Genomic DNA, 23,097 nt, shown 5'->3' on the forward strand with positions numbered 1-23,097 from the left:
ATGCACTATTCGGACTTGGACTCCATTAACGGCCGGATTTTCAACCGGACAGAAGTTTCGCTCGGCGAAGCGGAACTCCGGGAAGTCGAGGCATGTTACCGTTTTCTCGAAGATTTCGAGCAGGGAAAAGTAATATACGGCATCAACACCGGTTTCGGCCCCATGGCCCAGTACCGGATCGGCGATGCCGACCTGAACAGCCTGCAATACAACATCATACGTTCGCACAGCTGCGGTGCGGGCGAGACGCTGCCCGACATCTGCGTGCGTGCGGCCATGCTTGCGCGCTTGCAAACCTTTCTCAACGCCAAATCGGGCGTACATCCCGACGTGGTGCGGATTCTGGCCGATTTCCTCAACAACGAAATATATCCGCTCGTGCCGCGCCACGGCAGCGTCGGCGCCAGCGGCGACTTGGTGCAGCTGGCGCATATCGCACTGGCGCTGATCGGCGAATCGGAAGTGTCGTTCCGCGGCGAAACCGTCTCCGCGGCCGAAGCGATGAAGGCGTGCGGCATAACGCCGCTCAGGCTCCGCATCCGCGACGGGCTGGCGCTGACCAACGGCACAGCCGTGATGACGGGAATCGGCATGGTGAACCTCGCGCAGGCCCGCCGCCTGCTCGACTGGGCCGTGAAGGCTTCGGTGATGCTCAACGAGGTGGTCGAATCGTACGACGACTTCATGGCCGAGCCGCTCAACGCCTGCAAGCTCCACGCCGGGCAGATCGAAATCGCCCGCCGGATGCGCGAAATATGCGCATCGAGCCGCCGCCTGCGCAAGCGCGAAACGGAACTTTACAACGGCGACACGGGAGAGGCTCCGACCTTCAAGCACAAGGTGCAGCCCTACTATTCGCTGCGCTGCACGCCCCAGATACTGGGTCCGGTGCTCGAAACGCTCGAACAGGCGGAGAAGATACTCGTCGAAGAGTTCAATTCGGTGGACGACAATCCGGTGGTGGACCCCAAGACGGGGACCATCTACCACGGCGGCAACTTCCACGGCGACTACGTTTCGCTGGAGATGGACAAACTCAAGATCGCCGTCACGAAGATGACGATGCTCGCCGAGCGGCAGCTGAACTACCTCTTCCACGACCGCATCAACGAAACGCTGCCGCCGTTCGTGAACCTCGGCAAGCTGGGGCTCAACTACGGCCTGCAGGCGGCGCAGTTCACGGCGACCTCGACCACGGCCGAATCGCAGACGCTTTCGAATCCGATGTACGTGCACTCGATACCCAACAACAACGACAATCAGGATATCGTCAGCATGGGCACCAACGCCGCGATGCTGACCCGTCAGGTGATCGAAAACGGCTATCAGGTGCTGGCGATCGAGATGCTCGCGCTGGTGCAGGCCGCGGATTATCTGGAGTGCGCCGCAGAACTGTCGGCCCAGACCCGGCAGCTGTACGACGACATCCGCCGCATCGTACCCAAGTTCATCGACGACACGCCCAAATACCGGGAGATCGCAGCCATCGAAAACTTCCTCAAACAGCAAGCATGACCGAACCGACGAAATATGCGCTCGTCACCGGCGGAAGCCGGGGCATAGGCCGCGAGATATGTCTCAAGCTGGCCCGGAGCGGCTACTACGTACTCATCAACTACCGCTCGAACGCCGACGAAGCCCAAAGGACGCTCGAAGGCGTCCGCGCCGCGGGCGGCGACGGGGAGACCCTGCGGTTCGACGTGGCCGCGGGCGAAGAGACCGCGGCGGCGATCGCGGCGTGGCAGGAGCGGCACAAGGGAGCCGTCATCGAGGTGGTGGTGAACAACGCGGGCATCCGCAGCGACACTCTGATGATGTGGATGGAGCCGCAGCAGTGGCACTCGGTAGTGGATACCGGCCTCGGAGGATTCTACAACGTCACGCGCCCGCTGCTGAAGGACATGCTGGTCAAACGTTTCGGCCGCATCGTCAACATCGTCTCGCTGTCGGGAATCAAGGGACTGCCCGGACAGACCAACTATTCGGCGGCCAAAGGCGGCGTGATCGCGGCGACGAAGGCGCTGGCGCAGGAGGTGGCCAAGAAAGGCGTGACGGTAAACGCCATCGCGCCGGGATTCGTACGCACGGACATGACCGCCGACCTCGACGAAGCGGAACTCAAAAAACAGATACCCGCCGGACGCTTCTGCGAGGCGGAGGAGGTCGCCGATCTGGCGATGTTCCTCATCTCGGACAAGGCCTCCTACATCACGGGGGAGGTGATATCGATCAACGGAGGATTATACACCTGACACCATGGAAAACAGAGTAGTCATCACCGGACTGGGCATCTGGTCCTCGATCGGCACCAGTCTCGGCGAAGTGACCGAATCGCTGCGCGAAGGGCGTTCGGGCATCGGGCTGGACCCGGAGCGCAGGGAGCTGGGATACATATCGGCGCTGACCGGCATCGTCAAGCGCCCCGAACTGAAGGGGGCGCTCGACCGCCGCAAGCGGCTCTGCCTGCCCCAGCAGGGCGAGTACGCCTACATGGCCACGGCCGAGGCGATGCGCAACGCGGGAATGGACGAAGCGTTTCTGGCGGCCAACGAGGTCGGCATCATCTACGGCAATGACAGCAGCGCGGCCCCGGTGATCGAGGGCATCGACATCATCCGCGCCAAGCGGAATACGGCGATGGTCGGTTCGGGAAACATCTTCCAGTCGATGAACTCGACCGTCACGATGAACCTCTCGGTGATCTTCAACCTGCGGGGCGTCAACCTCACCCTCTCGGCGGCCTGCGCCAGCGGCTCGCACGCGATCGGCATGGGATACCTGATGATCCGGCAGGGACTGCAGGAGCGCATCGTATGCGGCGGAGCGCAGGAGGTGAACCTCTATTCGGTCGGCAGTTTCGACGGGCTGGGAGCCTTCTCGAAGCGCGAATCGGACCCCGCGGCGGCATCGCGCCCCTTCGATAAGGACCGCGACGGGCTGGTGCCGAGTGGAGGCGCGGCGACCGTGATCCTCGAAAGCTACGACTCGGCGGTGCGCCGGGGCGCGGCGATACTGGGCGAAGTGGCCGGATACGGATTCTCGTCGAACGGCGAGCATATCTCCGTGCCGAACGTGGACGGACCGCGCCGCTCGCTGCTGCGCTGTCTGGCGGATGCGGGCATGCAGCCCGGAGAGATTCCCTACGTCAACGCCCACGCCACCTCGACGCCGCTGGGCGACTACAACGAAGCGCTGGCCATCGACGAGGTGTTCGGCGCGAACAGGCCCTACGTCGCCTCGACCAAGTCGATGACCGGCCATGAAATGTGGATGGCGGGAGCCAGCGAAATCGTCTACTCGATGCTGATGATGGAGCACGGATTCATCGCCCCGAACATCAATTTCGCGCAGGGAGACGAAGCCACCTCGAAGCTCAACATCCCCGCCCGCAAGGTGGACCTCGCCTTCGACCGCTTTCTGTCGAACTCGTTCGGATTCGGCGGAACCAACTCGACCCTCATTATCAAGAAATGCAAATAAATCCCACGCAGACAATGACACAACAGGAACTCATCGAAAAAATCAATACCGTTTTGGCCGACGAATTCGAAGTGGAGCAGGAGGTCATCACCCCCGATGCGCCGCTGCTCGAAACGCTCGACCTCGACAGCCTCGATCTGGTGGATGTCGTGGTGCTCGTCGACAAGAATTTCGGCGTGACGCTCACGGGTCCCGACTTCAAGGAGCTGAAGACTTTTCAGGACTTCTACGACCTGATCATCAGCCGGACGAATGGCAAATAACGACAAACGGTGGAGCGGACGCTCGCGCGGCGGATCTTTCGGATACGGTTTCTTCATCTTCCTGATGAACGTGTTCGGAATACGCGCCGCGTACGCTTTCCTCTCGCTGGTAGTCGTCTACTTCATCCCTTTCGCACCCCGCGCCACGCGGGCCGTCTGGTTCTATAACCGCCGCATACTCCGTTACGGCGTCTTCCGCTCGGCGGTCAAACTCTATGCCCACTATTACGCGCTGGGGCAGACCATCATCGACCGGGTGGCCATCGGCAGCGGCATGGCGGACCGGTATAAATTCGAATTCGAGAATTACGACGCTTTCCTGCGTCTGCTCGACGGCGGGCGCGGCGCGGTGATCATCGGCGCGCACGTCGGCTGCTGGGGCACGGGGGCCGGGTTCTTCGGCGACTACGCCCGCAAAATGCACCTCGTGATGTACGACGCCGAATACCGGCGGATCAAAAACGTCATGGACAAGCACTGCAAACAGGAGGGCTACAAGGTGATCCCCGTGAACGAGGGCGGCATCGAGTCGATCCTGCGGATCAAGGAGGTGCTCGACAGCAGGGAGTACGTCTGCTTTCAGGGCGACCGCTTCGTCGAAGGCGGCGCCACGGCACCGGTGACCTTCATGGGCCGCAAGGCCCTCTTCCCGGCGGGACCCTTCGTCGTCGCCGAGAAGTTCCGGGCGCCGGCGGTATTCTACTATGCGATGCGCGAACGCGGCAGGCGTTACCGCTTCATCTTCGACATTCCGGAGACGCCGGACGGCAAAACCCCGAACGCCGTGCTCGAAAGCTACGTCCGCTCGCTCGAAGCCGTGGTGAGGCGCTATCCGCAGCAATGGTTCAATTTCTATCGGTTCTGGTCGTGAGCGCATGTAGCATATTACTCATTTCGGCAAACCGTCACACGTCGCCCTACCCCGTTTATCCGCTCGGAATTTCCTACCTGAAAACCTACCTTGAGCGCACGATAAGCGGGATACGTGTCGATACGGCCGACTGCAACCTGCTCACGGACGAAGAGCTGGCCGAACGCATCCGCACGCTCGCGCCCCGCTACATCGGGGTGTCGCTGCGCAACGTGGACGGCGCCAATTCGCTCGACCGGCGGGGGTTTCTGCCGGAGTACAAGGCGCTGATCGACGTCATACGCGCAGCCAGCGACGCACCCCTGATTATCGGCGGGGCGGGATTCTCGATCTATCCGCAGGCGTTCATGCGGGAGCTGGGGGCCGATTACGGCATTCACGGCGAGGGCGAAGGGCCGCTGGCGGAGCTGATCGGAGCCTTGGAGCGGGGCGAAACCGGGGCAGACATTCCGGCGGTCTACACCCGCGACGGCCGCACGGGAAACGGACCTATGGGAAACGGCCCTGCGGAAAACCGTCTCTCGGAAAACGAACGCACGGAAAACACACCCACGGAAAACGAACGCACCAACAGCCCCACCGGAAACGAACGCACGGGAAACGGGCGGCGCAGTTACCTGCCGGCGATCGAAGTGGAGTTCGAGCCGGAGCTGACCGGGTATTACTGGAAGCGGAGCGGCATGCTCAACATCCAGACCAAGCGGGGGTGCCCCTACGAGTGCATCTACTGTTCGTATCCTCATATCGACGGGCGGTGCGTGCGCACGATGGACCCCGAAATCATCGCCGAAAACATCCTCCGCGCCAAGCGCGATTACGGCATAAATTACCTGTTCTTCACCGACTCGGTGTTCAACATCCGTCCCGAATACAACGTCCGGCTGGCCGAAACGCTCATCCGGCGCGGGACGAACGTCGCGTGGGGCGCCTACTTCTCGCCGCGGGGCATCGACGCCGAGCAGATGCGGCTGTTCAGGGCTTCGGGCCTGACCCACATCGAATTCGGCACCGAGTCGTTCTGCGACCGGACGCTGGAAGCCTACGGCAAACGCTTCACCTTCGGCGACGTCGTGCGGGCCAGCCGGCTGGCGCTGGACAACGGGGTCTACTACGCCCACTTCCTGATTCTGGGCGGGTACGGCGACACGCGGGAGCATGTGCGCGAAACGATCGAAAATTCGCGCCGGCTGGAATACACCGTCATGTTCCCCTATGCGGGCATGCGCATCTATCCGCACACCCGGCTGGCGGAGCTGGCCGCACGCGAAGGCGTCATCGGCCCGGACGACGACCTGCTGGCGCCGGCCTATTACATCGCCCCGGACTTCGACTTGGAAGAGGCCCGCAGCGCAGCCGCCGCGACGGGCAAGGCGTGGGTTTTCCCCGACGACCCGCAGAGCGCGCTGGTCGATACGCTGCGGCTGAAACGAAATAAAAAAGGACCTTTATGGGAGTACCTGAGAAAGCCCTGATTGCAGCGGACGAAATAGTGGAATACATTCCGCAGCGGCCGCCGATCGTCATGGCGGATGCCTTCTACGGCATCGGCGAAGACGGATGCGCCCGCAGCGGGCTGACCGTATGCGAAGACAACATCTTCGTCGAAGAGGGCGCGCTCAGCGAGTGCGGCCTGATCGAGCATATCGCCCAGTCGGCCGCCCTGCGCGCAGGCTACATGGACCGCAGCCGCGGCGAAAAGGTGCGGCTGGGATATATCGGGGCCGTGAACGACCTGAAAGTCCACGCACTGCCCCCGGTCGGCAGCCGGCTCGTCACGACGATCGCCGTCGAACAGGCGGTAATGAACGTAACCCTGCTTTCGGCACGGACCGAATGCGGCGTAAAGCCCGTCGCCGAGTGCCGGATGAAAATATACATGGAAGAGTGATGGTACGCAGAAAAACAGCCGAGGCGAGTCTGGTCGGCAAGACGTCGCTGCGCGTAAGGTTCAGCGAGGTGGACTCGATGCAGATCGTGTGGCACGGCGAATACGTGCGCTATTTCGAGGACGGACGCGAGGCCTTCGGGCGCGAATTCGCGGGGCTGGGCTACATGGACATCCATGCCAGCGGATACACCGCGCCGATCGTCGAACTGCAGCTGCAATACAAAAAGCCGCTGCGCGTAAACGACACGGCCGTGGTCGAGACCCGCTATATCGCCACCGAAGCGGCGAAAATCTGTTTCGAATACACGATCCGCAGCGGCACCGACGGCGAAATCGTCGCCGAGGGAAGCTCGACGCAGGTGTTTCTCGACGCCCGCGGCGAGCTGCAGCTGCTCGCGCCGGAGTTCTACCGCAAATGGAAGGAGAGATGGGACGTGAAGTAGCGGTCTGGTGGGGACCTGACAGCATCCTGTCAGCGCTCGGATTCGGCACGCGGGAGAATATGGAGGCCGTGCGCGCCGGGAGGACGAATCTCTCGGCATGGCACGACGGCACGCCCGTCTGCCAGATCGACCCGGAACGGTTTGCGCAGCTGACGGCGGAGCGGGCAGTGGCGGAATACACGCCCGCGGAACGACTGGCGCTGCTGACGCTCGGCGAGGTGATCGCCCGATCGGGCGTGTCGCCCGCGAACGAACGGACGCTCGTCCTGCTCTCCACGACCAAAGGCAACATCGGCCTGCTGAACGGCGATCCGGCGAAATGCGACCTGAACGACACGGCGGAGGTCGTCGGAAGGCATTTCGGGGCGGCGAACCGGCCGCTGGTGATCTCGAACGCCTGCATTTCGGGCGTGTCGGCCATCGTCGTCGCGTCGCGGCTGATCCGCAGCGGCGAGTACGACCATGTCTTCGTCGCGGGATTCGACCTGCTGTGCGATTTCATCGTCAGCGGATTCAACGCCTTCAAATCGGTAAGTCCCGCGCTCTGCCGCCCCTACGACGCGGCGCGCGACGGGCTGACGCTGGGCGAAGCCGGCGGCGCGGTGCTGCTCACGACCGACCGAGAGCTTTCGGCCACGGGCATCACCGTGGCGGGAGGCGGCATCTCCAACGACGCGAACCACATATCGGCTCCGTCGCGCACGGGCGACGGACTCGCGTTCGCAATCGGCGCAGCGCTCCGCGAAGCGTCGCTCGGCGCCGCAGCGATCGGCATGGTCAATCCCCACGGCACGGCGACGCTCTACAACGACGAGATGGAGAGCCGGGCGCTGCATCTCGCGGGACTGTGCGGCACGCCCTGCAACTCGCTCAAACCCTATTTCGGGCATACGCTCGGCGCATCGGGCGTCATCGAAAGCATCGTCACGGTGCACGGATTGGCCGAAGGAACCGTCTTCGGCGTCAAAGGCTATGCGGAGTGCGGGGTGCCCTATCCGCTGAACATAAGCGCGGAACACCGCACGACCCGGACGGACGCCGCGCTGAAAACGGCGTCGGGATTCGGCGGCTGCAACGCCGCGGCGGTATTCCGGCGCGGGACGGGCCGGAACGCATACGGCACGGACGAGACGGGCAGCACGGACGAGAATGCCGCGGCGGAGCGAAGCGACGTTTTCGGCGGACGATACTGCGACGGAGAGAATCCCGCCCGTCAGGACGGGACAAACGGCGCCGAAACCGACCGGGACGACGCACAGAACAAACGCAGGCAGGAAACAGCCGGCGGACAACCCGGATTCACCGGAGCGGACGAGAGTAACGCCGCAGCGAACGTCGGACAGAAAGAGTGCGCCGCTGCGAACGAAAACAACGTCATAACAAACGCCGGACAGGCAGGCGGCGACGAGACCGAAGAGATACGCACCGCCCGCGACACGGCGCACGTCGCCATAACGCGGCATCCGGAGATGCCGTTCGGCGTCTTCATCCGCGAGAGATACCGCGCGCTGGCAGACCCGAACATGAAGTTTTCGAAGATGGACGACCTCTGCAAGCTGGCCTACGTCGCATCGTGCGAACTGCTGGCCGGGCGACGTCCCGACTGCCCGGCCGAGCGGATCGGCGTGGTGCTGGCCAACCGCAGCGCATCGCTCGACAGCGACATGCGCCATCAGGCCGTCATCGACGCCGACGACGGGGGCGGGGCCTCTCCGGCGGTGTTCGTCTACACGCTCCCGAACATCATGCTGGGGCAGATCGCGATCAAGCACGGGCTGAAAGGCGAGAGCACTTTTTTTGCGTTCCCCGACAAAAGCTGTAACTTTATCCGGAAATACGCCGAAGGACTGATCGCCCAAGGACGCATGGACGCCGTCGTATGGGGCTGGTGCGAACTCTGCGGCGGGGAGTACGACTGTGAACTGACATTAACCGAAAAACTCGAATAGATACGATGGAAAATCTGGAACTGCAACTCAAACAGCAGATTATCGAAGCGCTGAATCTGGAGGAGATCACCGCCGAAGAGATCGCCACCGACGCGCCGCTGTTCGGCGAAGGACTCGGACTGGATTCGATCGACGCCCTCGAAATCACGCTCCTGCTCGAAAAACACTACGGCATCCGGCTGGCCAACCCGGCCGAAGCCAAACCGATATTCCACTCGGTCGCCACGCTGGCCGACTATATCCGTAAAAACCGCAAATGAACATAGCCGTCCGGGGCATAGGGATCATCTCGGCACTCGGCAACGGGGCCGGGGAGACGCTGGCGGCCCTGCGGGCCGGACGCAGCGGGATCGGGAAGCCGACGCTTTTCCGTTCGGCCGTCGACGTGCCCGTCGGAGAGGTCCGGCGCGACAACCGGGCGCTCGGCGAACTGCTCGGCATCCCGGCGCGTGAGACCCCTTCGCGCACGGCCCTGCTGGGGATGATCGCCGCGGCGCAGGCCGTGGCCGATGCGGCGATTCCCGCCGCGGCGCGCGTGGCACTCGTTTCGGGGACTTCGGTCGGCGGCATGGACCTCACGGAGAACTTCTACCGCGACTTCAGGTCGGACAACGGCAGAGGCCGCCTGCGCTCAGTGGCGGGGCACGACTGCGCCGACAGCACCCGCCGGATCGCGGAGTACTGCGGCATCACGGGTTACACGGCGACCGTCAGCACGGCCTGTTCGTCGGCCGCGAACGCCGTCATCACCGGAGCCTTGCTGCTCGAAAACGACATGGCCGATTATGTCGTGGCCGGAGGCACCGACGCACTGTGCCGCTTCACGCTCAACGGATTCAACTCGCTCTCGATTCTCGACCGGGAGCGGTGCCGCCCGTTCGACGCCACGCGCGCAGGGCTGAATCTGGGCGAAGGGGCGGGATATGTCGTCCTTGCGCGCGAAGAACCGGGCATGCGCTCCTACTGCCGCCTTGCGGGGTACGCCAACGCCAACGACGCCCACCACCAGACCGCTTCGTCCGAGACGGGCGAGGGGGCGTACCGCGCCATGGCCGAAGCGCTGGCCCGGAGCGGGCTGGAGCGCGTGGACTACATCAACGCACACGGCACGGCGACGCCGAACAACGACCTGACCGAAGGCACCGCCCTGCGGCGGCTGTTCGGCGAGCTGGTGCCGCCCTTCAGTTCGACGAAGGGCTTCACCGGGCATGCGCTGGCCGCGGCGGGCGGCATCGAAGCCGTGCTGTCGGCGCTGGCCATCGGGCACGGACTGCGCTACGGCAATCCCGGATTCGCGGAGCCGATTCCGGAGCTGGGGCTGCGTCCCGTCGCGGAGACGGAAGCCGCAGCCGTAAATTCGGTGCTGTCCAATTCGTTCGGGTTCGGCGGAAACTGTTCCTCACTGATATTCGCAAAATGAAGGCATACGTCAATTGCATAACATCGGGCGCGGAGCTGCGCAGCGACATCAAGGTCCTGATTCCCGAAATGAACCTGCGGCGGCGGATGAGCCATGTCGTGAAGTCGGGCGTGGCCGCCGGCATCGAATCGCTGCTGGAATTCGGCGCACGGGCGCCGATCGACGCGATAATCACCGCGACGGGACTGGGGTGCATCGCCGACAGCGAGAAATTCCTCGACGGGCTGATCGCAGGCGATGAGACGATGCTCAACCCCACGCCGTTCATCCAGTCGACCTTCAACACGGTCGGCGCGCAGATCGCCCTGCTGCGCGGACTGCACTGTTACAACACCACCTACGCCCACCGCTGGACGAGTTTCGAGAACGCGCTTACGGACGCCGCACTGCGCATCGGCGCGGGCTGGTCGCAGGCCGTGCTGGTCGGCGCATTCGACGAGACGACGCCCTCGGTCGAAAAGGTTCTGCAGCGGCTCCGCGTCGCGCAGGAGGGGAGATGGGGCGAATCGTCGGTATTCTTCGTGCTGACGGCCGAGCGGTTCGACTGTTCGGTCGCCGAAATCACGGGAATCCGCATCCCGGCCGGGACTCCGGCGGCGGACGGCGGATATCCGGCGGGCGGAGAAACAAACGGAGAGACGGGCGGAGAAGAGAAGTCCCGCGCCGAAGCCCCCTCCGGAAAGGCATACGGAAACGAAAACGCCTGCGTCGGGGAATCCGGCGCGGAAGCGTCCGAAGGCCGGGCGATACGGGCTTCGCAAACCGGCGTCAAGCCGCACTTTACAGCGATCGCCGAGGTATTCCGGCAGGCGGTCGCGGAGAACGCCGGGCATAAGATCACGCTTTACAACGACTTTTCGGGCCGCACCGAATCGGCCATGGAACTGACATGTATGTAGCCGCCGTCATAATCGCCGCGGGATTCGTCCTGTTCTACTGCTCCTACCAGATACGGCTGGGGGCGTACGTCCGCACGCTGTGCCGCAACCGGGCCGCGGGACGGGTCGTCGCGCTGACGTTCGACGACGGACCGGACCCGGAGATGACGCCCCGCGTGCTGGACCTGCTCCGGGAGAGGGGCGTAAGGGCGACATTCTTCCTCGTCGGCGCAAAGGCCGAGCGGCATTCGGAACTGGTGCGCCGCATCGCCGCCGAAGGGCACGATACAGGCATACACACTTGGGAGCACGCAGCCGGGTTCCCGATGCGGAGCAGCCGGGCGATGACGGCCGACATCCTGCGGTGCAGGGAGTCGCTCCGGCAGATCGCCGGCGTGGAGACGCACCTTTTCCGGCCGCCGTTCGGGGTCACCAACCCGATGGTGGCGCGGGCCGTGAAGCGGACGCAGAGCCGCTGCATCGGGTGGAGCGTCCGCTCGTTCGACACGCTTCTGCACCGCAGCCGCGAAGCCGTGGCGGAGCGCATAGCCCGCCGGCTGGGCGACGGCAAGGTGATCCTGCTGCACGACGACCGTCCCGGCGCGGATCGGCTGCTAAGGCTGGTTCTCGACGACCTGAAGCGGCGCGGCTACGGCACGGCGACCGTATGCGAACTGTTTAAAATCGAAAAACCATGAAAATAACCTCCCTGCTAATTCCCTTTGCGCTGCTGTCGGCGCTGACGGCCCAAGGACAGCTGCCCGACTCGTTCCGGGAGCGGCTCGCCCAAGCCAGCCGCGATAACAAGACCATTCAGTGCGACTTCACGCAGCACCGGCAGGTGCGCCGGATGAAGGGCGAAATCGAGCTAAAAGGCCGTTTCTACTACGACAACACCAAAGCCATGGCGCTCGAATACACCGTGCCTGCGGGCGACAAAGTCATCATCCGCGACGACCGCATCATCCTCAGGACCGCCGGGCAGGTGACCGAAACGGCCACCTCGGCCAATCCCATGCTGCAGCAGGTCGCGCTGATGATCCGCGCCAGCATGACGGGCGACCTCTCGCAGTTCGGCGAGGGGTGGCAGATCGGCTACGACGAAACGGAGGGCGCGGGGACCGTACGGATGGTACCCCTGTCGCGCCGCGCCCGCAAATACATCGACTCGATCACGCTCCGCTTCGACTTGGAGAACATGACGCTCGACCGGATGGAGCTGAACGAAACCGAAGGCGGACATTCGGTCTACGAGTTCCGCGACAAACGATTCAACCTCGCGGTCGATCCCGCGAAATTCAACCCCTGACCTCCGATCCCGACTCAGATGCAGAAACTCTTCAGCGACATAGACAACTACCTCTCGGCAGAGGACCGGCTCGCGTTCCGGGTCCGGCTCGATGCGGCGCATCCGGTCTACGCAGGGCACTTCCCCGGCAACCCCGTGCTGCCGGGCGTCTGCACGCTGCAGATCGTCCGGGAGTGTCTGGAGCGCGGCACGGGACGCAGGCACCGCTTCACGGCGATCCGCGAATGCAAGTTCCTCGGCATGATCGTTCCGCAGGCGGACACTCTGCTCGACATAGACATCCGCCTCGCAGACGACGGCACGGCGGCGAAAAAAGTGACCTGCGTCGTCACGAACAACGAAAAAACGGTCCTCAAACTCAAGGCGACCGCCACCCCCGAACCATGAACGACCGGAACGACATACTGGCGGTGATCCCGACCTACAACAACGAAAAAACCGTCGCCCGCGTGATCGCCGACGTGCGCCGCTACTGCGCGCACGTGCTGGTCGTAAACGACGGCTCGACCGATTCGACGGCGCAGATACTGGCCGCCGAGGGCGTCGGGACCATCTCCTACGCCCCGAACCGCGGCAAAGGGTACGCCATACGCCGGGCACTGCGCTATGCCGAAGAACACGGCTACCGCTACATGATAACGATCGACTCGGACGGACAGCACTTCGCGTCGGACATCCCGAAGTTCGTCGAAGAGATCGAAAAGACGCCCGACGCGCTGCTGGTAGGCGCCCGGAACCTCCGCTCGGACAACATGCCGGGCAAGAACACCTTCGCCAACAAATTCTCGAACTTCTGGTTCCGCGTCGAGACCGGCATGCGGCTCGACGACACCCAGTCGGGATTCCGGCTCTATCCCGTACGGCGGATGAAGGGCATGCGGTTCCTGACGCGCCGCTACGAATTCGAAGTCGAGGTGCTGGTGCGGGCCGCATGGCGGGGAATCGCCGTGCGCAACATCCCCGTCAACGTCTTCTACCCCGAAAAGGACGAACGCGTAACGCACTTCCGGCCGGGCAAGGATTTCACGCGCATCAGCATCCTCAACACGTTCCTCGTGCTGGGCGCCCTGCTGTTCTACTATCCGTGGCGGTTCCTGCGCTCGCTCACCAAAGAGAATATCCGGCGTTTCGTGGCGGACAACATCACCCGTTCGCGGGATTCGAATCCGCAGCTGGCCGCTTCGATCGGGCTGGGGATCTTCTTCGGCATCGCCCCGCTGTGGGGCTACCAAATGATCGCGGCGGGGGTTACGGCCCACTTCACACGGCTCAACAAGGCCGTGGCGATACTCAGCTCGAACATCAGCATCCCGCCGATGATCCCCTTCATCCTCTACGGCAGCTACTGGACCGGCGCGCAGGTACTGCGGCGCGCAATGCCGCTGTCGCTGTCGGACATCACGCTCGAAAGGGCCGCCGCCGACATGTTCCAGTACGTCGTGGGCAGTTTCGTCATGGCCGCCGTATGCGCGGTCGCGGCCGCGGCGGTCAGCTACGCCCTGCTCGTCTTCTGTAAACGCACGCCCCGCCATGAATAAGTTCTTCATCGCCCTGTACGACTTCTTCGAATCCCGCCGCACGCTGCTCTATGCGCTGCTGGGAGTGCTGGTCGTGGCGATGGCCTCAGCCGCACTGCGGCTGCGGTTCAGCGAGAACATCACCGGATTCTTCCCCGACGGGGAGCGGAAGGCGGCCGCGGCGTTCTCGAACCTGAAGATCAAGGACAAGATCGCCGTGATGATAAATGCCGGCGAGGATGCGGCCGACAAGACCGACGAGATGATGGCCTGCGCCGATTCGCTGGCGGCGCGGCTCAACGCCGACACGCTCTTCAGGCGTTATGCCGAAGTCGAAGCGACCTTCGGCCGCGAACTGGCGGACGGCATGCGGTCGTTCCTGCAGGGCAACCTGCCGCTGCTGCTTTCGGAAGCGGATTACGCCCGCATGGACACGCTCGTCACCCCGCGGGGCATCGCGCAGGCGATGGAGGGCAACTACCGCCGCCTGCTGTCGCCCGTCGGGGGATTTATCGACGAATATATCTACGACGATCCGCTGGGGCTGTCGTTCGGCGCGCTGGGCAAGCTGCAGGAGCTGAACATCGGAGGCAACTACACGCTCTGCGACGACTACCTCTTCTCGAAGGACATGACCACGCTGCTGGTCTTCATATCACCGCACTACCAGAGCGGCGACACGGGCGTCGGCGACCGGCTGATCGAGCGGATCGAGTCGGCGCTGGAGGGGCTGAACGCCGAATACGCCGCCGCAGGAATCACGGCGGACTATTACGGCGGACCCGCCGTGGCGGCCTACAACGCCCGCCAGATCAAGCGCGACATGATGCTGACGCTCAACGTCGCCATCCTGATCATCGTGGCGTTCATCACCTTCTCGTTCCGCAACAAGTTCGCGGTCCTGCTGGCCCTGATTCCCGTGGCGGGCGGCGCGCTGTTCGCGCTGGCGCTCATGTCGCTGACGTGCCATACGATTTCGTCGATCGCCGTAGGTGCGGGGACCGTCGTAATGGGCATCGCGCTGAGCTATTCGATCCACATACTCTGCCATGCGAACCACTGCCACGATCCGCGGCAGATCATCCGCGATCTGGCCTATCCGCTGACCATCGGCAGCATAACGACCATCGGCGCCTTCGCGGGACTGCTCTTCACCGATTCGCAGCTGCTGCGCGACTTCGGGCTGTTCGCATCGCTGACGCTGGTCGGAACGACGCTTTTCAGTCTGGTGCTGCTTCCCCACCTGATCCGTAAGGAGAAACGCGGGGGGGGTCCGCCGTGCTGGAACGGGTGGAGCGGCTCACGGGAATGCGTCCCGACCGGAACCGCCCGCTGGTGGCGGCGATCCTGCTGCTCACGTTCATATGTCTCTTCTTCTTCAACCGCATCGGCTTTGACAGCGACATGATGCACCTGAACTACGACCCGCCCCGGCTGGCCGCCGCGCAGCAGCGGCTGAGCAGGCTGACCGACGAAGACGGCGAACGGTCGAAGGTGCTCTTCATCACCACGGCCGACACGCCGGGCGAAGCCGTCGCGAGCTACCTGCGCATGGGCCGGCGGCTCGACTCGCTCAAACAGGCCGGGAAAATCGACTCCCACGCCGGCATCGCATCGTTCGTGGTGGACAGCGCCGAACAGCAGCGGCGGCTGGAGCGGTGGCGCCGGTTCTGGACTCCGCAGCGGCGGGAAGCGGTGCGCGCGGGGATTCGGGAGGCGGAAAAACGCTACGGTTTCGCCGACGGCGCGTTCGACGGCGCGCTGAAGCTGGCCGAAAAGGAGTACGGCCCGCTCGACTACGCGTCCGCGGCGGCGCGCGAGGTATTCCGCGAGTGGATCGACGGACAGGAGAAGTCCCCCATCTTCCTGAGCCACGTGACGCTGGCTGACAGCTGCAAGCACGGGGTATACGCGGCGTTCTCGGCGACGGACGACATCGTAGCCGCCGACCGGGCGTTCTACGCCGGGAAAATGGCGCGGAGCGTGAACCGCAACTTCTACCTGATACTCTCGATCTCGTCGATACTGGTCACCGCGGCGCTGTTCCTCTGCTACGGCCGGATCGAACTGACGCTCATGTCGCTGCTGCCGATGGCCGTCGGGTGGGTCATCATCCTCGGACTGATGGCCATGCTGGGCATCGAGTTCAACATCGTGACGATCATCCTCTCGACCTTCATATTCGGCATCGGCGACGACTTCAGCATCTTCATCATGGACGGACTGCTGAGCGAATACAAAACCGGGCGCAGGATGCTCGACACGCACAAGACGGCCATCTTCTTCTCGGCCTTCACGGTCGTCGTGGGACTCGGAGCGCTGATCTTCGCGCGGCATCCGGCGCTCCATTCGCTGGCGCTGATCTCGCTCTTCGGCATCGTCGCCGTGGTGCTGGTATCCTACACCGTACAGCCCGTGCTGTTCCGGATGCTCGTCTCGTCGCAGACCGAAAAAGGCGGCGCGCCCTACACGCTGGGCAGCCTCATCAACACCCTCTACGCATTCGGACTGTTCGTGACGGGATGCCAGCTGCTGCAGGCGCTGATCTTCACGCTCTGGCCGCTGCCGATGGCGCGACGACGCAAGCAGCGCATCGTGCAGTGGTCGATCCACCATATGACGCGGGGATTCCTGCGGGCGATGGTCACCACCAAAACCATACGCCTGAACGACACGGGCGAAACGTTCGCCGAACCGGCGGTGGTGATCGCCAACCACCAGTCGTTCATCGACATCCTCGTACTGCTGAGCATCTGCCCCAAGGCGGTGATGGTGACCAACGGCTGGGTATGGCGTTCGCCGGTCTTCGGACGCATCGTCCGCTATCTGGGCTTCTACCACGCCGCAGACGGGTACGAACGCCTCGCTCCCGCGCTCGCGCAGAAGGTCGCAGAGGGTTACAGCGTCATCGTCTTCCCCGAAGGCACGCGCTCGGCCGACGGCAGGATCAAGCGTTTCCACAAGGGCGCCTTCTACCTCGCGGCGGAGTTAGGACTGGACATCCTGCCGATATGTCTCTACGGCAACGGCATGATCTCGTCCAAACGCCAGCCCATCTACATCAAGCACGGACTGGTCGTGAGCCGCATCCTGCCGCGCACGGCCTGCGGCGACCCCGCGGCCTACTCCGCGCAGGCCAAGTCCGCATGCCGCCAGATGCGCCGCGAGTACCGCAAACTCTACGAGACCTACAACCGGCCCTGCAACCCCTATTTCCGCGACATGCTCATCAAAAGCTACACCTACAAAGGCCCCGTGCTGGAGTGGTACATGCGGGTCAAGATACGGCTGGAGAAGTGCTACACGCTCTTCGACCGCATCGTGCCGCGCGAAGGGACCGTCGTGGACCTCGGCTGCGGATACGGACCGCTGAGCTACATGCTCGCCATGCTCTCGGACCGCCGCCGCATCGTGGGCGTGGATTACGACGCGGAGAAGATCGAAACGGCGCGGCACAGCTTCCTGCGGCGGCCCGAAACGGAGTTCGTCCACGCCGACCTGCGCACGGCGGAGCTGCCCGAAGCCGATGCGTTCCTGCTGCTCGACGTACTGCACTACATGCAGCCCGAAGAGCAGCGCGGACTGATCGCACGCTGTGCGGCGCGGCTCAAGGCGGGCGGGCGGATCATCATCCGCGACGGCGACGCGGGGAAGGCCGAACGGCACAAGACCACGGCCATGACCGAAGTGTGGTCCACGAAGATCGTCGGATTCAACAAGACAGACGGCGAACTGCACTTCACCTCGACGCCGGAACTGCAGCAGACGGCCCGCAGGCTGGGGCTGGAGATTCATGCGGCGCACACGGACGCGCACACGTCGAATACGGTTTACATACTGACCCGACCGGAATAAGATGCAGGAGGAGTTCGACATAATCGTCATCGGCAGCGGGCTGGGCGGACTGGAATGCGGCGTCATGCTGAGCCGCGAAGGGGTGGGCGTCTGCGTAGTCGAACAGGCGGCGGTCCCCGGCGGCTGCCTGCAGTCGTTCCGCCGCCGCGGCCATTCCATCGACACGGGGATGCACTACGTGGGCAGCATGCAGCAGGGCGGCATCATGCGCCGCTATTTCGACTATTTCGGCATCGGGGATTCGCTCGAAATACGGCCGCTCGACGAAGCGTTCGACATCGTATCGCCGGGCGGAGACGGAGAGTTCGCCTACATGCACGGCTACGACGAATTCCGGCGGCACCTGACCTCCCTCTTCCCGCGCGAAGCGGCGGGAATCGCCCGCTACTGCGACAAAATCAGGGAGATAGGAGACAGCATAGGCGTTGAAGTGCATCGTTCGGGACGGCTGTCGTCCGGCGGGGTGAAATACCTCGGCGCATCGGCGGCGGAGTTCATCGGCGAATGCGTCGCCGACCCGCTGCTGCGCAGCGTTCTGGCCGGGACCAATCCCCTCTACGGCGGGGTTCGGGAGCATTCGCCGCTCTACCACCACGCCATGATAAACCATTCGAACATCGAAGGCGCCTGCCGTTTCGCCGGCGGGACGCAGCATATCGCCGACGCGCTGGCGGCCAGAATCCGCGAGCACGGCGGTACGATCCTCACCGGATGCCGGGCAAGCGCGCTCCATACCGAAGGCAGGCGCATCACGGGCGTGGAACTCGCCGACGGCAGGATACTGCGGGCGAAGTGCGTCATTTCGGCCATCCATCCCGCGGCGACGTTCGGCCTGATCGGGCCGACGCCGGTTCTGCGCCCGGCATTCCGCGACCGGATGGCCGCCATGCCGGGCACGTACGGCCTTTTCTCGGTGTATCTGCTGCTCCGGCCGCAAAGTTTTCCCTATATCAACCGCAACCTCTATTATTACGCCGAGGGCGGAGACGTCTGGGATACGCTCTTCGACACGGAGGCCATGCGTCCGAAAATGGTATTGTTCAGCGCGCAGCCGCCGTGCGCCGATCCGGCGTGGAGCGAGGTGGTGACGCTGATGGCCCCGATCGCCACCGACATCTGGTCGGCATGGAGCGGATCGGCGCCGGGCCGCCGTCCCGAAGCGTATACGGCCCTGAAAACGGCCGTCGCGGAGCATCTGACGGACTTCGTCTGCGAGCGGCTGCCCGGCCTGCGGGCGGCGGTCAAACAGACGTACGCGGCCACGCCCCTCACCTACCGGCATTACACCGGAATCCCCCACGGGGCTGCCTACGGCCTGCAGAAAGACTGCCGCAACGTCATGGCGACCTGCATCCCCGTACGGACGAAATTCGAGAACCTGCTGCTCACGGGGCAGAACCTGACGGTTCACGGCGCGATCGGGGTGACGCTCTCGGCGGCGGCGACCTGCGCCGAGCTGCTGGGCACGGAATATCTGGCTAAAAAAATAGGCGACGCATGAAACGATTTCTCAAATACACGCTCATCACGCTCCTTGCGCTTCCGCTGCTGGCGGCGGCGTTCCTCTGGGGACTCTACCTCACGGCCGACATGGAGCCGCCCGCGATGACCGTAGACACGGCGGCCTACCGCGTCGCGGACCACGGCGGCTACACCTCGTGCCGCGGAAGTTTCCTGCGCCATAACAGATACGGTCTCTGGGAGCTTTACACGGCCGGGTCGCCCGAAGAGTCGGGAGCGGCGGCGGGAGCGCTCACGGCCGGGCTGATGCGCTATCAGGAGCAGGTTTTCGTGGACCAGATCCGCCAATTCATCCCCTCGGACGGCTACCTGAAGTTCCTGCGGGGCCTGATCGTGATCTTCAACCGCAATCTGGGACGGCACGTCCCCGAAGAGTACCGGCGCGAGATATACGCCCGGTCGCTCTACTGCTCGCACGACTTCGACGCCATAGGCACCCCTTACGAGCGTCAGCTCAACTACCATGCGGCGCACGACATCGGGCACGCCATGAGCCAGTACATGCTCGTCGGGTGCAGTTCGTTCGCGGCATGGGGCGGCATGAGCGCCGACGGGGAGCTGGTGGTCGGCCGCAATTTCGACTTCTACATGGGCGACGACTTCGCCCGCCACAAAATCGTCACCTTCTGCCGTCCGCAGGCCGGGCACCCCTTCGTCAGCATCGGCTGGGCCGGGATGATCGGCGTACTGTCGGGCATGAACGACAAGGGGCTGACCGTGACGATCAACGCCGCCAAAGGTCCCGTCCCGCTCTCGGCGGCGACCCCGATTTCGATCCTCGCGCGCGAAATCCTGCAGCATGCGGCCACGATCGGCGAAGCCCTCGAAATCGCCCGCCGCCGCGACACCTTCGTCAGCGAATCGCTGCTCATCGCATCGGCGCGCGACGGAAGGGCCGCGATCATCGAGAAGACGCCCCGCAAGACCGCCCTGTACGAAAGCGGCGGCGAATACCTCCTCTGCACGAACCATTACCAGTCGGCCGAACTGGCCGGCGACGAACACAACCTCGAAAACCTCGCCCGGACGGACAGCCCCTGCCGCTTCGCACGGCTGGAGGAGCTGACGGCGGCAAACGCGCCGCTCACACCTCAGGCGGCCGTGGCCATGCTGCGCGACCAGCGGGGCGAAGGCGGCGCGGACATCGGCGTCGGAAACGACTGCTCGGTCAACCAGTCGATCGCCCACCACTCGGTGGTATTCCGGCCCTCGGCGTTGAAAATGTGGGTTTCGACCTCGCCGTGGCAGGGCGGCGCCTATATCTGCTACGATCTGGGAGCCGTCATGCGCGATCCCGATCCGGCCGGAGAGCTTTGCGACGCGGCGCAGGAGATAGCCGCCGACACGGCCTACCTCGCGCACGACTATCCGCGCGTGGTGGCATACAGGCGGCTGGGCGGAGAAATCCGCAAAGCCATGCGGGAAGAGACCGCCGCCGACGCCGCGACGCTCGACCGTTTCGAACGGACCAATCCGCAGAATTTCCACACATGGAAACTGCTGGGAGAATACTACCGCTCGCAGGGCGACGACGTCCGGGCGGCGCAATGCTTCGACAAGGCGCTGCAGAGCGGAATCCCGCGCGCCGACGAGCGGGAAGCGGTTGAAAGACTAAAATCGGAATGCAAGCCATGATAAGAAATCCGGAAATACAATTCGCATCGGCGGATGCGATCGCCGCGTTCCAGCAGGAATACCTGCGCGAAGAGATCGCCTATCTGTACGAAAATTCACCCTACTACCGGCGCATGTTCGACCACTGCGGCGCGCGTCCGGACGACATCCGCACGCAGGAGGACCTGCGGCGGCTGCCGGTGACCACCAAGACCGACCTGCAGCTCCACCCGCAGGATTTCATCTGCGTACCCCGCAGCCGCATCATCGACTACGTGACCACTTCGGGAACGCTCGGCGACCCGGTGACGTTCGCCCTCACGGAGGAGGACCTCGACCGGCTGGCCTACAACGAAGCCGAATCCTTCACCACGGCGGGATGCACGCCGGAGGACGTGCTGCAGCTGATGACCACCATCGACCGCCGCTTCATGGCGGGGCTGGCCTATTTTCTGGGCGCGCGGAAGCTCCGGTGCGGCGTGATCCGCGTCGGGAACGGCATTCCCGAACTGCAGTGGGACACCATACGGCGCATCGGCCCCACGGGCTGCATCGTCGTGCCGTCGTTCCTGACAAAACTGGTCGCCTATGCCGAGGAGCACGGCATCGACTACCGCCGCTCGTCGCTGCGCCGTGCGATCTGCATCGGCGAAGCGCTGCGCGACACCGCCTTCGGCAACAACACGCTGGGGGCCAAGATTACCGAGCTGTGGCCCGAACTGGAACTGTTCTCGACCTACGCTTCGACCGAGATGCAGACCTCGATCACCGAGTGCGGGCACCACTGCGGCGGCCACGTGCCGGCCGACCTGATTCTGGTGGAGCTGCTCGACGAGCAGAACAACCCCGTCGCCGAAGGCGAGGAGGGCGAGGTCGTCATTACGACGCTCGGCGTGCGGGGCATGCCGCTGCTGCGATTCCGCACGGGCGACATCTGCATCGGATACACGGAGCGGTGCGCCTGCGGGCGCAGCACGATGCGGCTTTCGTCGGTCATCGGCCGAAAGGGCCAGATGATCAAGTTCAAGGGCACGACGCTCTACCCGCCCGCGCTGTACGACATACTGGAGAACATTCCGGGCGTGAGCAACTACATCATCGAGGTCTTCACAGGCAGTCTGGGCACCGACCAGATCGTGCTGCGCATCGGCAGCGCGCGCCGCGACGAAGCTTTCGAAAAGGAGATAAAGGACACGTTCCGCTCGAAAGTGCGCGTCGCCCCGGAGGTGGTTTTCGAACCCGTGGAGTACATTGCGAAAAAACAGATGCCCCAGATGAGCCGGAAACAAATTAAATTCGTAGATTTACGCGAACAAACCAAATAAAAAATCCGACAATGAAAAAGTTACTGGCCATGGCATTGTGCCTCGTCGCAGTCAGCGGCTACGCCCAGAAGGGAAAAGAGAAGATCGCAGCCGATTTCTACGGCGTGGATTACAGCTGCGTGGACGTCAAGGGCGCCGACGAGGAACCGGGCGCCTTCATCAAGGCGTTCGAAGCCATCAACAGGCTCTTCCTGAGCGAACCGAAGAAATACGACGTGGCAGGGTTCACCGGCATCGACATCCTCTCGACCGGCGTAGAGCAGGCCAACGAATCGCTCGGCGCACTGGCCGCAGAGCAGTTCACGCCCCGCAGCGCAGCAACCGACTGGCAGACGCAGCTGCCGCAGATCGTCGCCCGCTACGACAACGGTTCGGGCAACAAGGGGCTGGTGCTGGTCGCCACGACGCTCGACAAGGGCAACGGTCTGGGCTACTACACCGCAGTGCTGTTCGATCCCGCGACGCACGAGATAATCACCCAGATGGACATGGTCGGCAAGCCCGGCGGCTTCGGCCTGCGCAACTACTGGGCAGGTTCGGTTTACAACGCCCTCAAAAAACAGGGAAAATACCTGACCAAGTAGGAGAGGTCCCGTCCTGAAACGATCCCTGCACGTCTCCGTGCAGGGATTTTTCATTGCCCGGCGGAACCGGAACCGCGCAGGCCGTGCACGGCGGACCATTGGAATTCGATACGAAACAGCGGAAGAGTTCCGGTCGGGCCGGAAGTTTCACAACGAAAGATTATGCGGCGGTTTTTTGAC

22 protein-coding genes are annotated in these 23,097 nt (G+C 63.7%); all 22 read left to right on the top strand.

Translation table 11 applies throughout. From position 1 onward, the window contains the following. Positions 1–1,515: an HAL/PAL/TAL family ammonia-lyase gene (locus HMPREF9720_RS00565; RefSeq protein ID WP_009596200.1), complete on the top strand. Its 1,515-nt coding sequence runs from the start codon at positions 1–3 to the stop codon at positions 1,513–1,515. Further along, entirely contained in the window at positions 1,512–2,252 is a 741-nt protein-coding gene (fabG, locus tag HMPREF9720_RS00570; RefSeq protein ID WP_009596187.1) for a 3-oxoacyl-ACP reductase FabG, read from the top strand. The genes HMPREF9720_RS00565 and fabG overlap by 4 nt, the downstream gene beginning before the upstream one ends. A 4-nt stretch (positions 2,253–2,256) precedes the next feature. Continuing rightward, positions 2,257–3,480, top strand: coding sequence for a beta-ketoacyl-[acyl-carrier-protein] synthase family protein (locus HMPREF9720_RS00575; RefSeq protein ID WP_009596159.1), 1,224 nt, complete (start codon positions 2,257–2,259; stop codon positions 3,478–3,480). Between the two features lie 14 nt (positions 3,481–3,494). Continuing rightward, the gene (locus HMPREF9720_RS00580) at positions 3,495–3,743 is read left to right on the top strand and encodes a phosphopantetheine-binding protein (RefSeq protein WP_009596180.1); all 249 of its coding nucleotides are present in this window, start codon (positions 3,495–3,497) and stop codon (positions 3,741–3,743) included. Next, positions 3,733–4,614, top strand: coding sequence for an LpxL/LpxP family acyltransferase (locus HMPREF9720_RS00585; RefSeq protein WP_009596156.1), 882 nt, complete (start codon positions 3,733–3,735; stop codon positions 4,612–4,614). Before HMPREF9720_RS00580 ends, HMPREF9720_RS00585 begins: the two co-directional genes overlap by 11 nt. After that, positions 4,584–6,086: a B12-binding domain-containing radical SAM protein gene (locus tag HMPREF9720_RS00590; protein WP_009596202.1), complete on the top strand. Its 1,503-nt coding sequence runs from the start codon at positions 4,584–4,586 to the stop codon at positions 6,084–6,086. The genes HMPREF9720_RS00585 and HMPREF9720_RS00590 overlap by 31 nt, the downstream gene beginning before the upstream one ends. Then, entirely contained in the window at positions 6,062–6,502 is a 441-nt protein-coding gene (locus tag HMPREF9720_RS00595) for a hydroxymyristoyl-ACP dehydratase (RefSeq protein WP_009596148.1), read from the top strand. The genes HMPREF9720_RS00590 and HMPREF9720_RS00595 overlap by 25 nt, the downstream gene beginning before the upstream one ends. Next, positions 6,502–6,945 carry an acyl-CoA thioesterase gene (locus HMPREF9720_RS00600; RefSeq protein ID WP_039939433.1) on the top strand — a complete coding sequence of 148 codons (444 nt, stop codon included), beginning with the start codon at positions 6,502–6,504 and terminating at the stop codon, positions 6,943–6,945. The genes HMPREF9720_RS00595 and HMPREF9720_RS00600 overlap by 1 nt, the downstream gene beginning before the upstream one ends. Then, on the top strand, positions 6,930–8,894 hold the full coding sequence (locus HMPREF9720_RS14750; RefSeq protein WP_009596131.1) for a beta-ketoacyl synthase N-terminal-like domain-containing protein: 1,965 nt from the start codon (positions 6,930–6,932) through the stop codon (positions 8,892–8,894). Before HMPREF9720_RS00600 ends, HMPREF9720_RS14750 begins: the two co-directional genes overlap by 16 nt. Positions 8,895–8,899: 5 nt before the next feature. Beyond that, on the top strand, positions 8,900–9,154 hold the full coding sequence (locus tag HMPREF9720_RS00610; RefSeq protein ID WP_009596179.1) for a phosphopantetheine-binding protein: 255 nt from the start codon (positions 8,900–8,902) through the stop codon (positions 9,152–9,154). Next, complete coding sequence (locus tag HMPREF9720_RS00615; protein WP_009596222.1) at positions 9,151–10,314, top strand: beta-ketoacyl-[acyl-carrier-protein] synthase family protein; 1,164 nt, start codon at positions 9,151–9,153, stop codon at positions 10,312–10,314. Before HMPREF9720_RS00610 ends, HMPREF9720_RS00615 begins: the two co-directional genes overlap by 4 nt. After that, positions 10,311–11,213, top strand: coding sequence for a beta-ketoacyl synthase chain length factor (locus HMPREF9720_RS00620; protein ID WP_009596151.1), 903 nt, complete (start codon positions 10,311–10,313; stop codon positions 11,211–11,213). Before HMPREF9720_RS00615 ends, HMPREF9720_RS00620 begins: the two co-directional genes overlap by 4 nt. Then, on the top strand, positions 11,204–11,890 hold the full coding sequence (locus HMPREF9720_RS00625; protein ID WP_009596169.1) for a polysaccharide deacetylase family protein: 687 nt from the start codon (positions 11,204–11,206) through the stop codon (positions 11,888–11,890). Before HMPREF9720_RS00620 ends, HMPREF9720_RS00625 begins: the two co-directional genes overlap by 10 nt. Next, positions 11,887–12,501, top strand: a complete 615-nt coding sequence (locus tag HMPREF9720_RS00630; protein ID WP_009596193.1) for a LolA family protein — start codon at positions 11,887–11,889, stop codon at positions 12,499–12,501. Before HMPREF9720_RS00625 ends, HMPREF9720_RS00630 begins: the two co-directional genes overlap by 4 nt. An 18-nt stretch (positions 12,502–12,519) precedes the next feature. After that, on the top strand, positions 12,520–12,888 hold the full coding sequence (locus tag HMPREF9720_RS00635) for a FabA-like domain protein (RefSeq protein WP_009596171.1): 369 nt from the start codon (positions 12,520–12,522) through the stop codon (positions 12,886–12,888). Next, a complete protein-coding gene (locus tag HMPREF9720_RS00640) occupies positions 12,885–14,039 on the top strand; it encodes a DUF2062 domain-containing protein (protein ID WP_009596164.1) in 1,155 nt (384 codons plus the stop codon). The genes HMPREF9720_RS00635 and HMPREF9720_RS00640 overlap by 4 nt, the downstream gene beginning before the upstream one ends. Next, positions 14,032–15,426: an MMPL family transporter gene (locus tag HMPREF9720_RS15745; protein WP_009596144.1), complete on the top strand. Its 1,395-nt coding sequence runs from the start codon at positions 14,032–14,034 to the stop codon at positions 15,424–15,426. The genes HMPREF9720_RS00640 and HMPREF9720_RS15745 overlap by 8 nt, the downstream gene beginning before the upstream one ends. 563 nt (positions 15,427–15,989) lie before the next feature. Beyond that, on the top strand, positions 15,990–17,873 hold the full coding sequence (locus HMPREF9720_RS15750) for a trifunctional MMPL family transporter/lysophospholipid acyltransferase/class I SAM-dependent methyltransferase (RefSeq protein ID WP_254654345.1): 1,884 nt from the start codon (positions 15,990–15,992) through the stop codon (positions 17,871–17,873). A gap of 1 nt (position 17,874) precedes the next feature. Then, the gene (locus HMPREF9720_RS00650) at positions 17,875–19,374 is read left to right on the top strand and encodes a phytoene desaturase family protein (RefSeq protein ID WP_009596161.1); all 1,500 of its coding nucleotides are present in this window, start codon (positions 17,875–17,877) and stop codon (positions 19,372–19,374) included. Continuing rightward, the gene (locus tag HMPREF9720_RS00655; RefSeq protein WP_009596165.1) at positions 19,371–21,029 is read left to right on the top strand and encodes a C45 family peptidase; all 1,659 of its coding nucleotides are present in this window, start codon (positions 19,371–19,373) and stop codon (positions 21,027–21,029) included. Before HMPREF9720_RS00650 ends, HMPREF9720_RS00655 begins: the two co-directional genes overlap by 4 nt. Continuing rightward, positions 21,026–22,333: a phenylacetate--CoA ligase family protein gene (locus HMPREF9720_RS00660; protein ID WP_039939438.1), complete on the top strand. Its 1,308-nt coding sequence runs from the start codon at positions 21,026–21,028 to the stop codon at positions 22,331–22,333. Before HMPREF9720_RS00655 ends, HMPREF9720_RS00660 begins: the two co-directional genes overlap by 4 nt. Positions 22,334–22,344: 11 nt before the next feature. Next, the gene (locus HMPREF9720_RS00665) at positions 22,345–22,917 is read left to right on the top strand and encodes a hypothetical protein (protein WP_039939439.1); all 573 of its coding nucleotides are present in this window, start codon (positions 22,345–22,347) and stop codon (positions 22,915–22,917) included. Positions 22,918–23,097: the final 180 nt, after the last annotated feature.

This window comes from Alistipes sp. HGB5 (genome assembly GCF_000183485.2).
GTDB classification, from domain to species: Bacteria; Bacteroidota; Bacteroidia; order Bacteroidales; family Rikenellaceae; genus Alistipes; species Alistipes finegoldii.

Coding starts and splice junctions, on each gene's coding strand:
- HMPREF9720_RS00565 (WP_009596200.1), top strand. CDS start 1: ATGCACTATTCGGACTTGGACTCCATTAACGGCCGGATTTTCAACCGG.
- fabG (WP_009596187.1), top strand. CDS start 1,512: ATGACCGAACCGACGAAATATGCGCTCGTCACCGGCGGAAGCCGGGGC.
- HMPREF9720_RS00575 (WP_009596159.1), top strand. CDS start 2,257: ATGGAAAACAGAGTAGTCATCACCGGACTGGGCATCTGGTCCTCGATC.
- HMPREF9720_RS00580 (WP_009596180.1), top strand. CDS start 3,495: ATGACACAACAGGAACTCATCGAAAAAATCAATACCGTTTTGGCCGAC.
- HMPREF9720_RS00585 (WP_009596156.1), top strand. CDS start 3,733: ATGGCAAATAACGACAAACGGTGGAGCGGACGCTCGCGCGGCGGATCT.
- HMPREF9720_RS00590 (WP_009596202.1), top strand. CDS start 4,584: ATGGTTCAATTTCTATCGGTTCTGGTCGTGAGCGCATGTAGCATATTA.
- HMPREF9720_RS00595 (WP_009596148.1), top strand. CDS start 6,062: ATGGGAGTACCTGAGAAAGCCCTGATTGCAGCGGACGAAATAGTGGAA.
- HMPREF9720_RS00600 (WP_039939433.1), top strand. CDS start 6,502: ATGGTACGCAGAAAAACAGCCGAGGCGAGTCTGGTCGGCAAGACGTCG.
- HMPREF9720_RS14750 (WP_009596131.1), top strand. CDS start 6,930: ATGGGACGTGAAGTAGCGGTCTGGTGGGGACCTGACAGCATCCTGTCA.
- HMPREF9720_RS00610 (WP_009596179.1), top strand. CDS start 8,900: ATGGAAAATCTGGAACTGCAACTCAAACAGCAGATTATCGAAGCGCTG.
- HMPREF9720_RS00615 (WP_009596222.1), top strand. CDS start 9,151: ATGAACATAGCCGTCCGGGGCATAGGGATCATCTCGGCACTCGGCAAC.
- HMPREF9720_RS00620 (WP_009596151.1), top strand. CDS start 10,311: ATGAAGGCATACGTCAATTGCATAACATCGGGCGCGGAGCTGCGCAGC.
- HMPREF9720_RS00625 (WP_009596169.1), top strand. CDS start 11,204: ATGTATGTAGCCGCCGTCATAATCGCCGCGGGATTCGTCCTGTTCTAC.
- HMPREF9720_RS00630 (WP_009596193.1), top strand. CDS start 11,887: ATGAAAATAACCTCCCTGCTAATTCCCTTTGCGCTGCTGTCGGCGCTG.
- HMPREF9720_RS00635 (WP_009596171.1), top strand. CDS start 12,520: ATGCAGAAACTCTTCAGCGACATAGACAACTACCTCTCGGCAGAGGAC.
- HMPREF9720_RS00640 (WP_009596164.1), top strand. CDS start 12,885: ATGAACGACCGGAACGACATACTGGCGGTGATCCCGACCTACAACAAC.
- HMPREF9720_RS15745 (WP_009596144.1), top strand. CDS start 14,032: ATGAATAAGTTCTTCATCGCCCTGTACGACTTCTTCGAATCCCGCCGC.
- HMPREF9720_RS15750 (WP_254654345.1), top strand. CDS start 15,990: ATGGCGCGGAGCGTGAACCGCAACTTCTACCTGATACTCTCGATCTCG.
- HMPREF9720_RS00650 (WP_009596161.1), top strand. CDS start 17,875: ATGCAGGAGGAGTTCGACATAATCGTCATCGGCAGCGGGCTGGGCGGA.
- HMPREF9720_RS00655 (WP_009596165.1), top strand. CDS start 19,371: ATGAAACGATTTCTCAAATACACGCTCATCACGCTCCTTGCGCTTCCG.
- HMPREF9720_RS00660 (WP_039939438.1), top strand. CDS start 21,026: ATGATAAGAAATCCGGAAATACAATTCGCATCGGCGGATGCGATCGCC.
- HMPREF9720_RS00665 (WP_039939439.1), top strand. CDS start 22,345: ATGAAAAAGTTACTGGCCATGGCATTGTGCCTCGTCGCAGTCAGCGGC.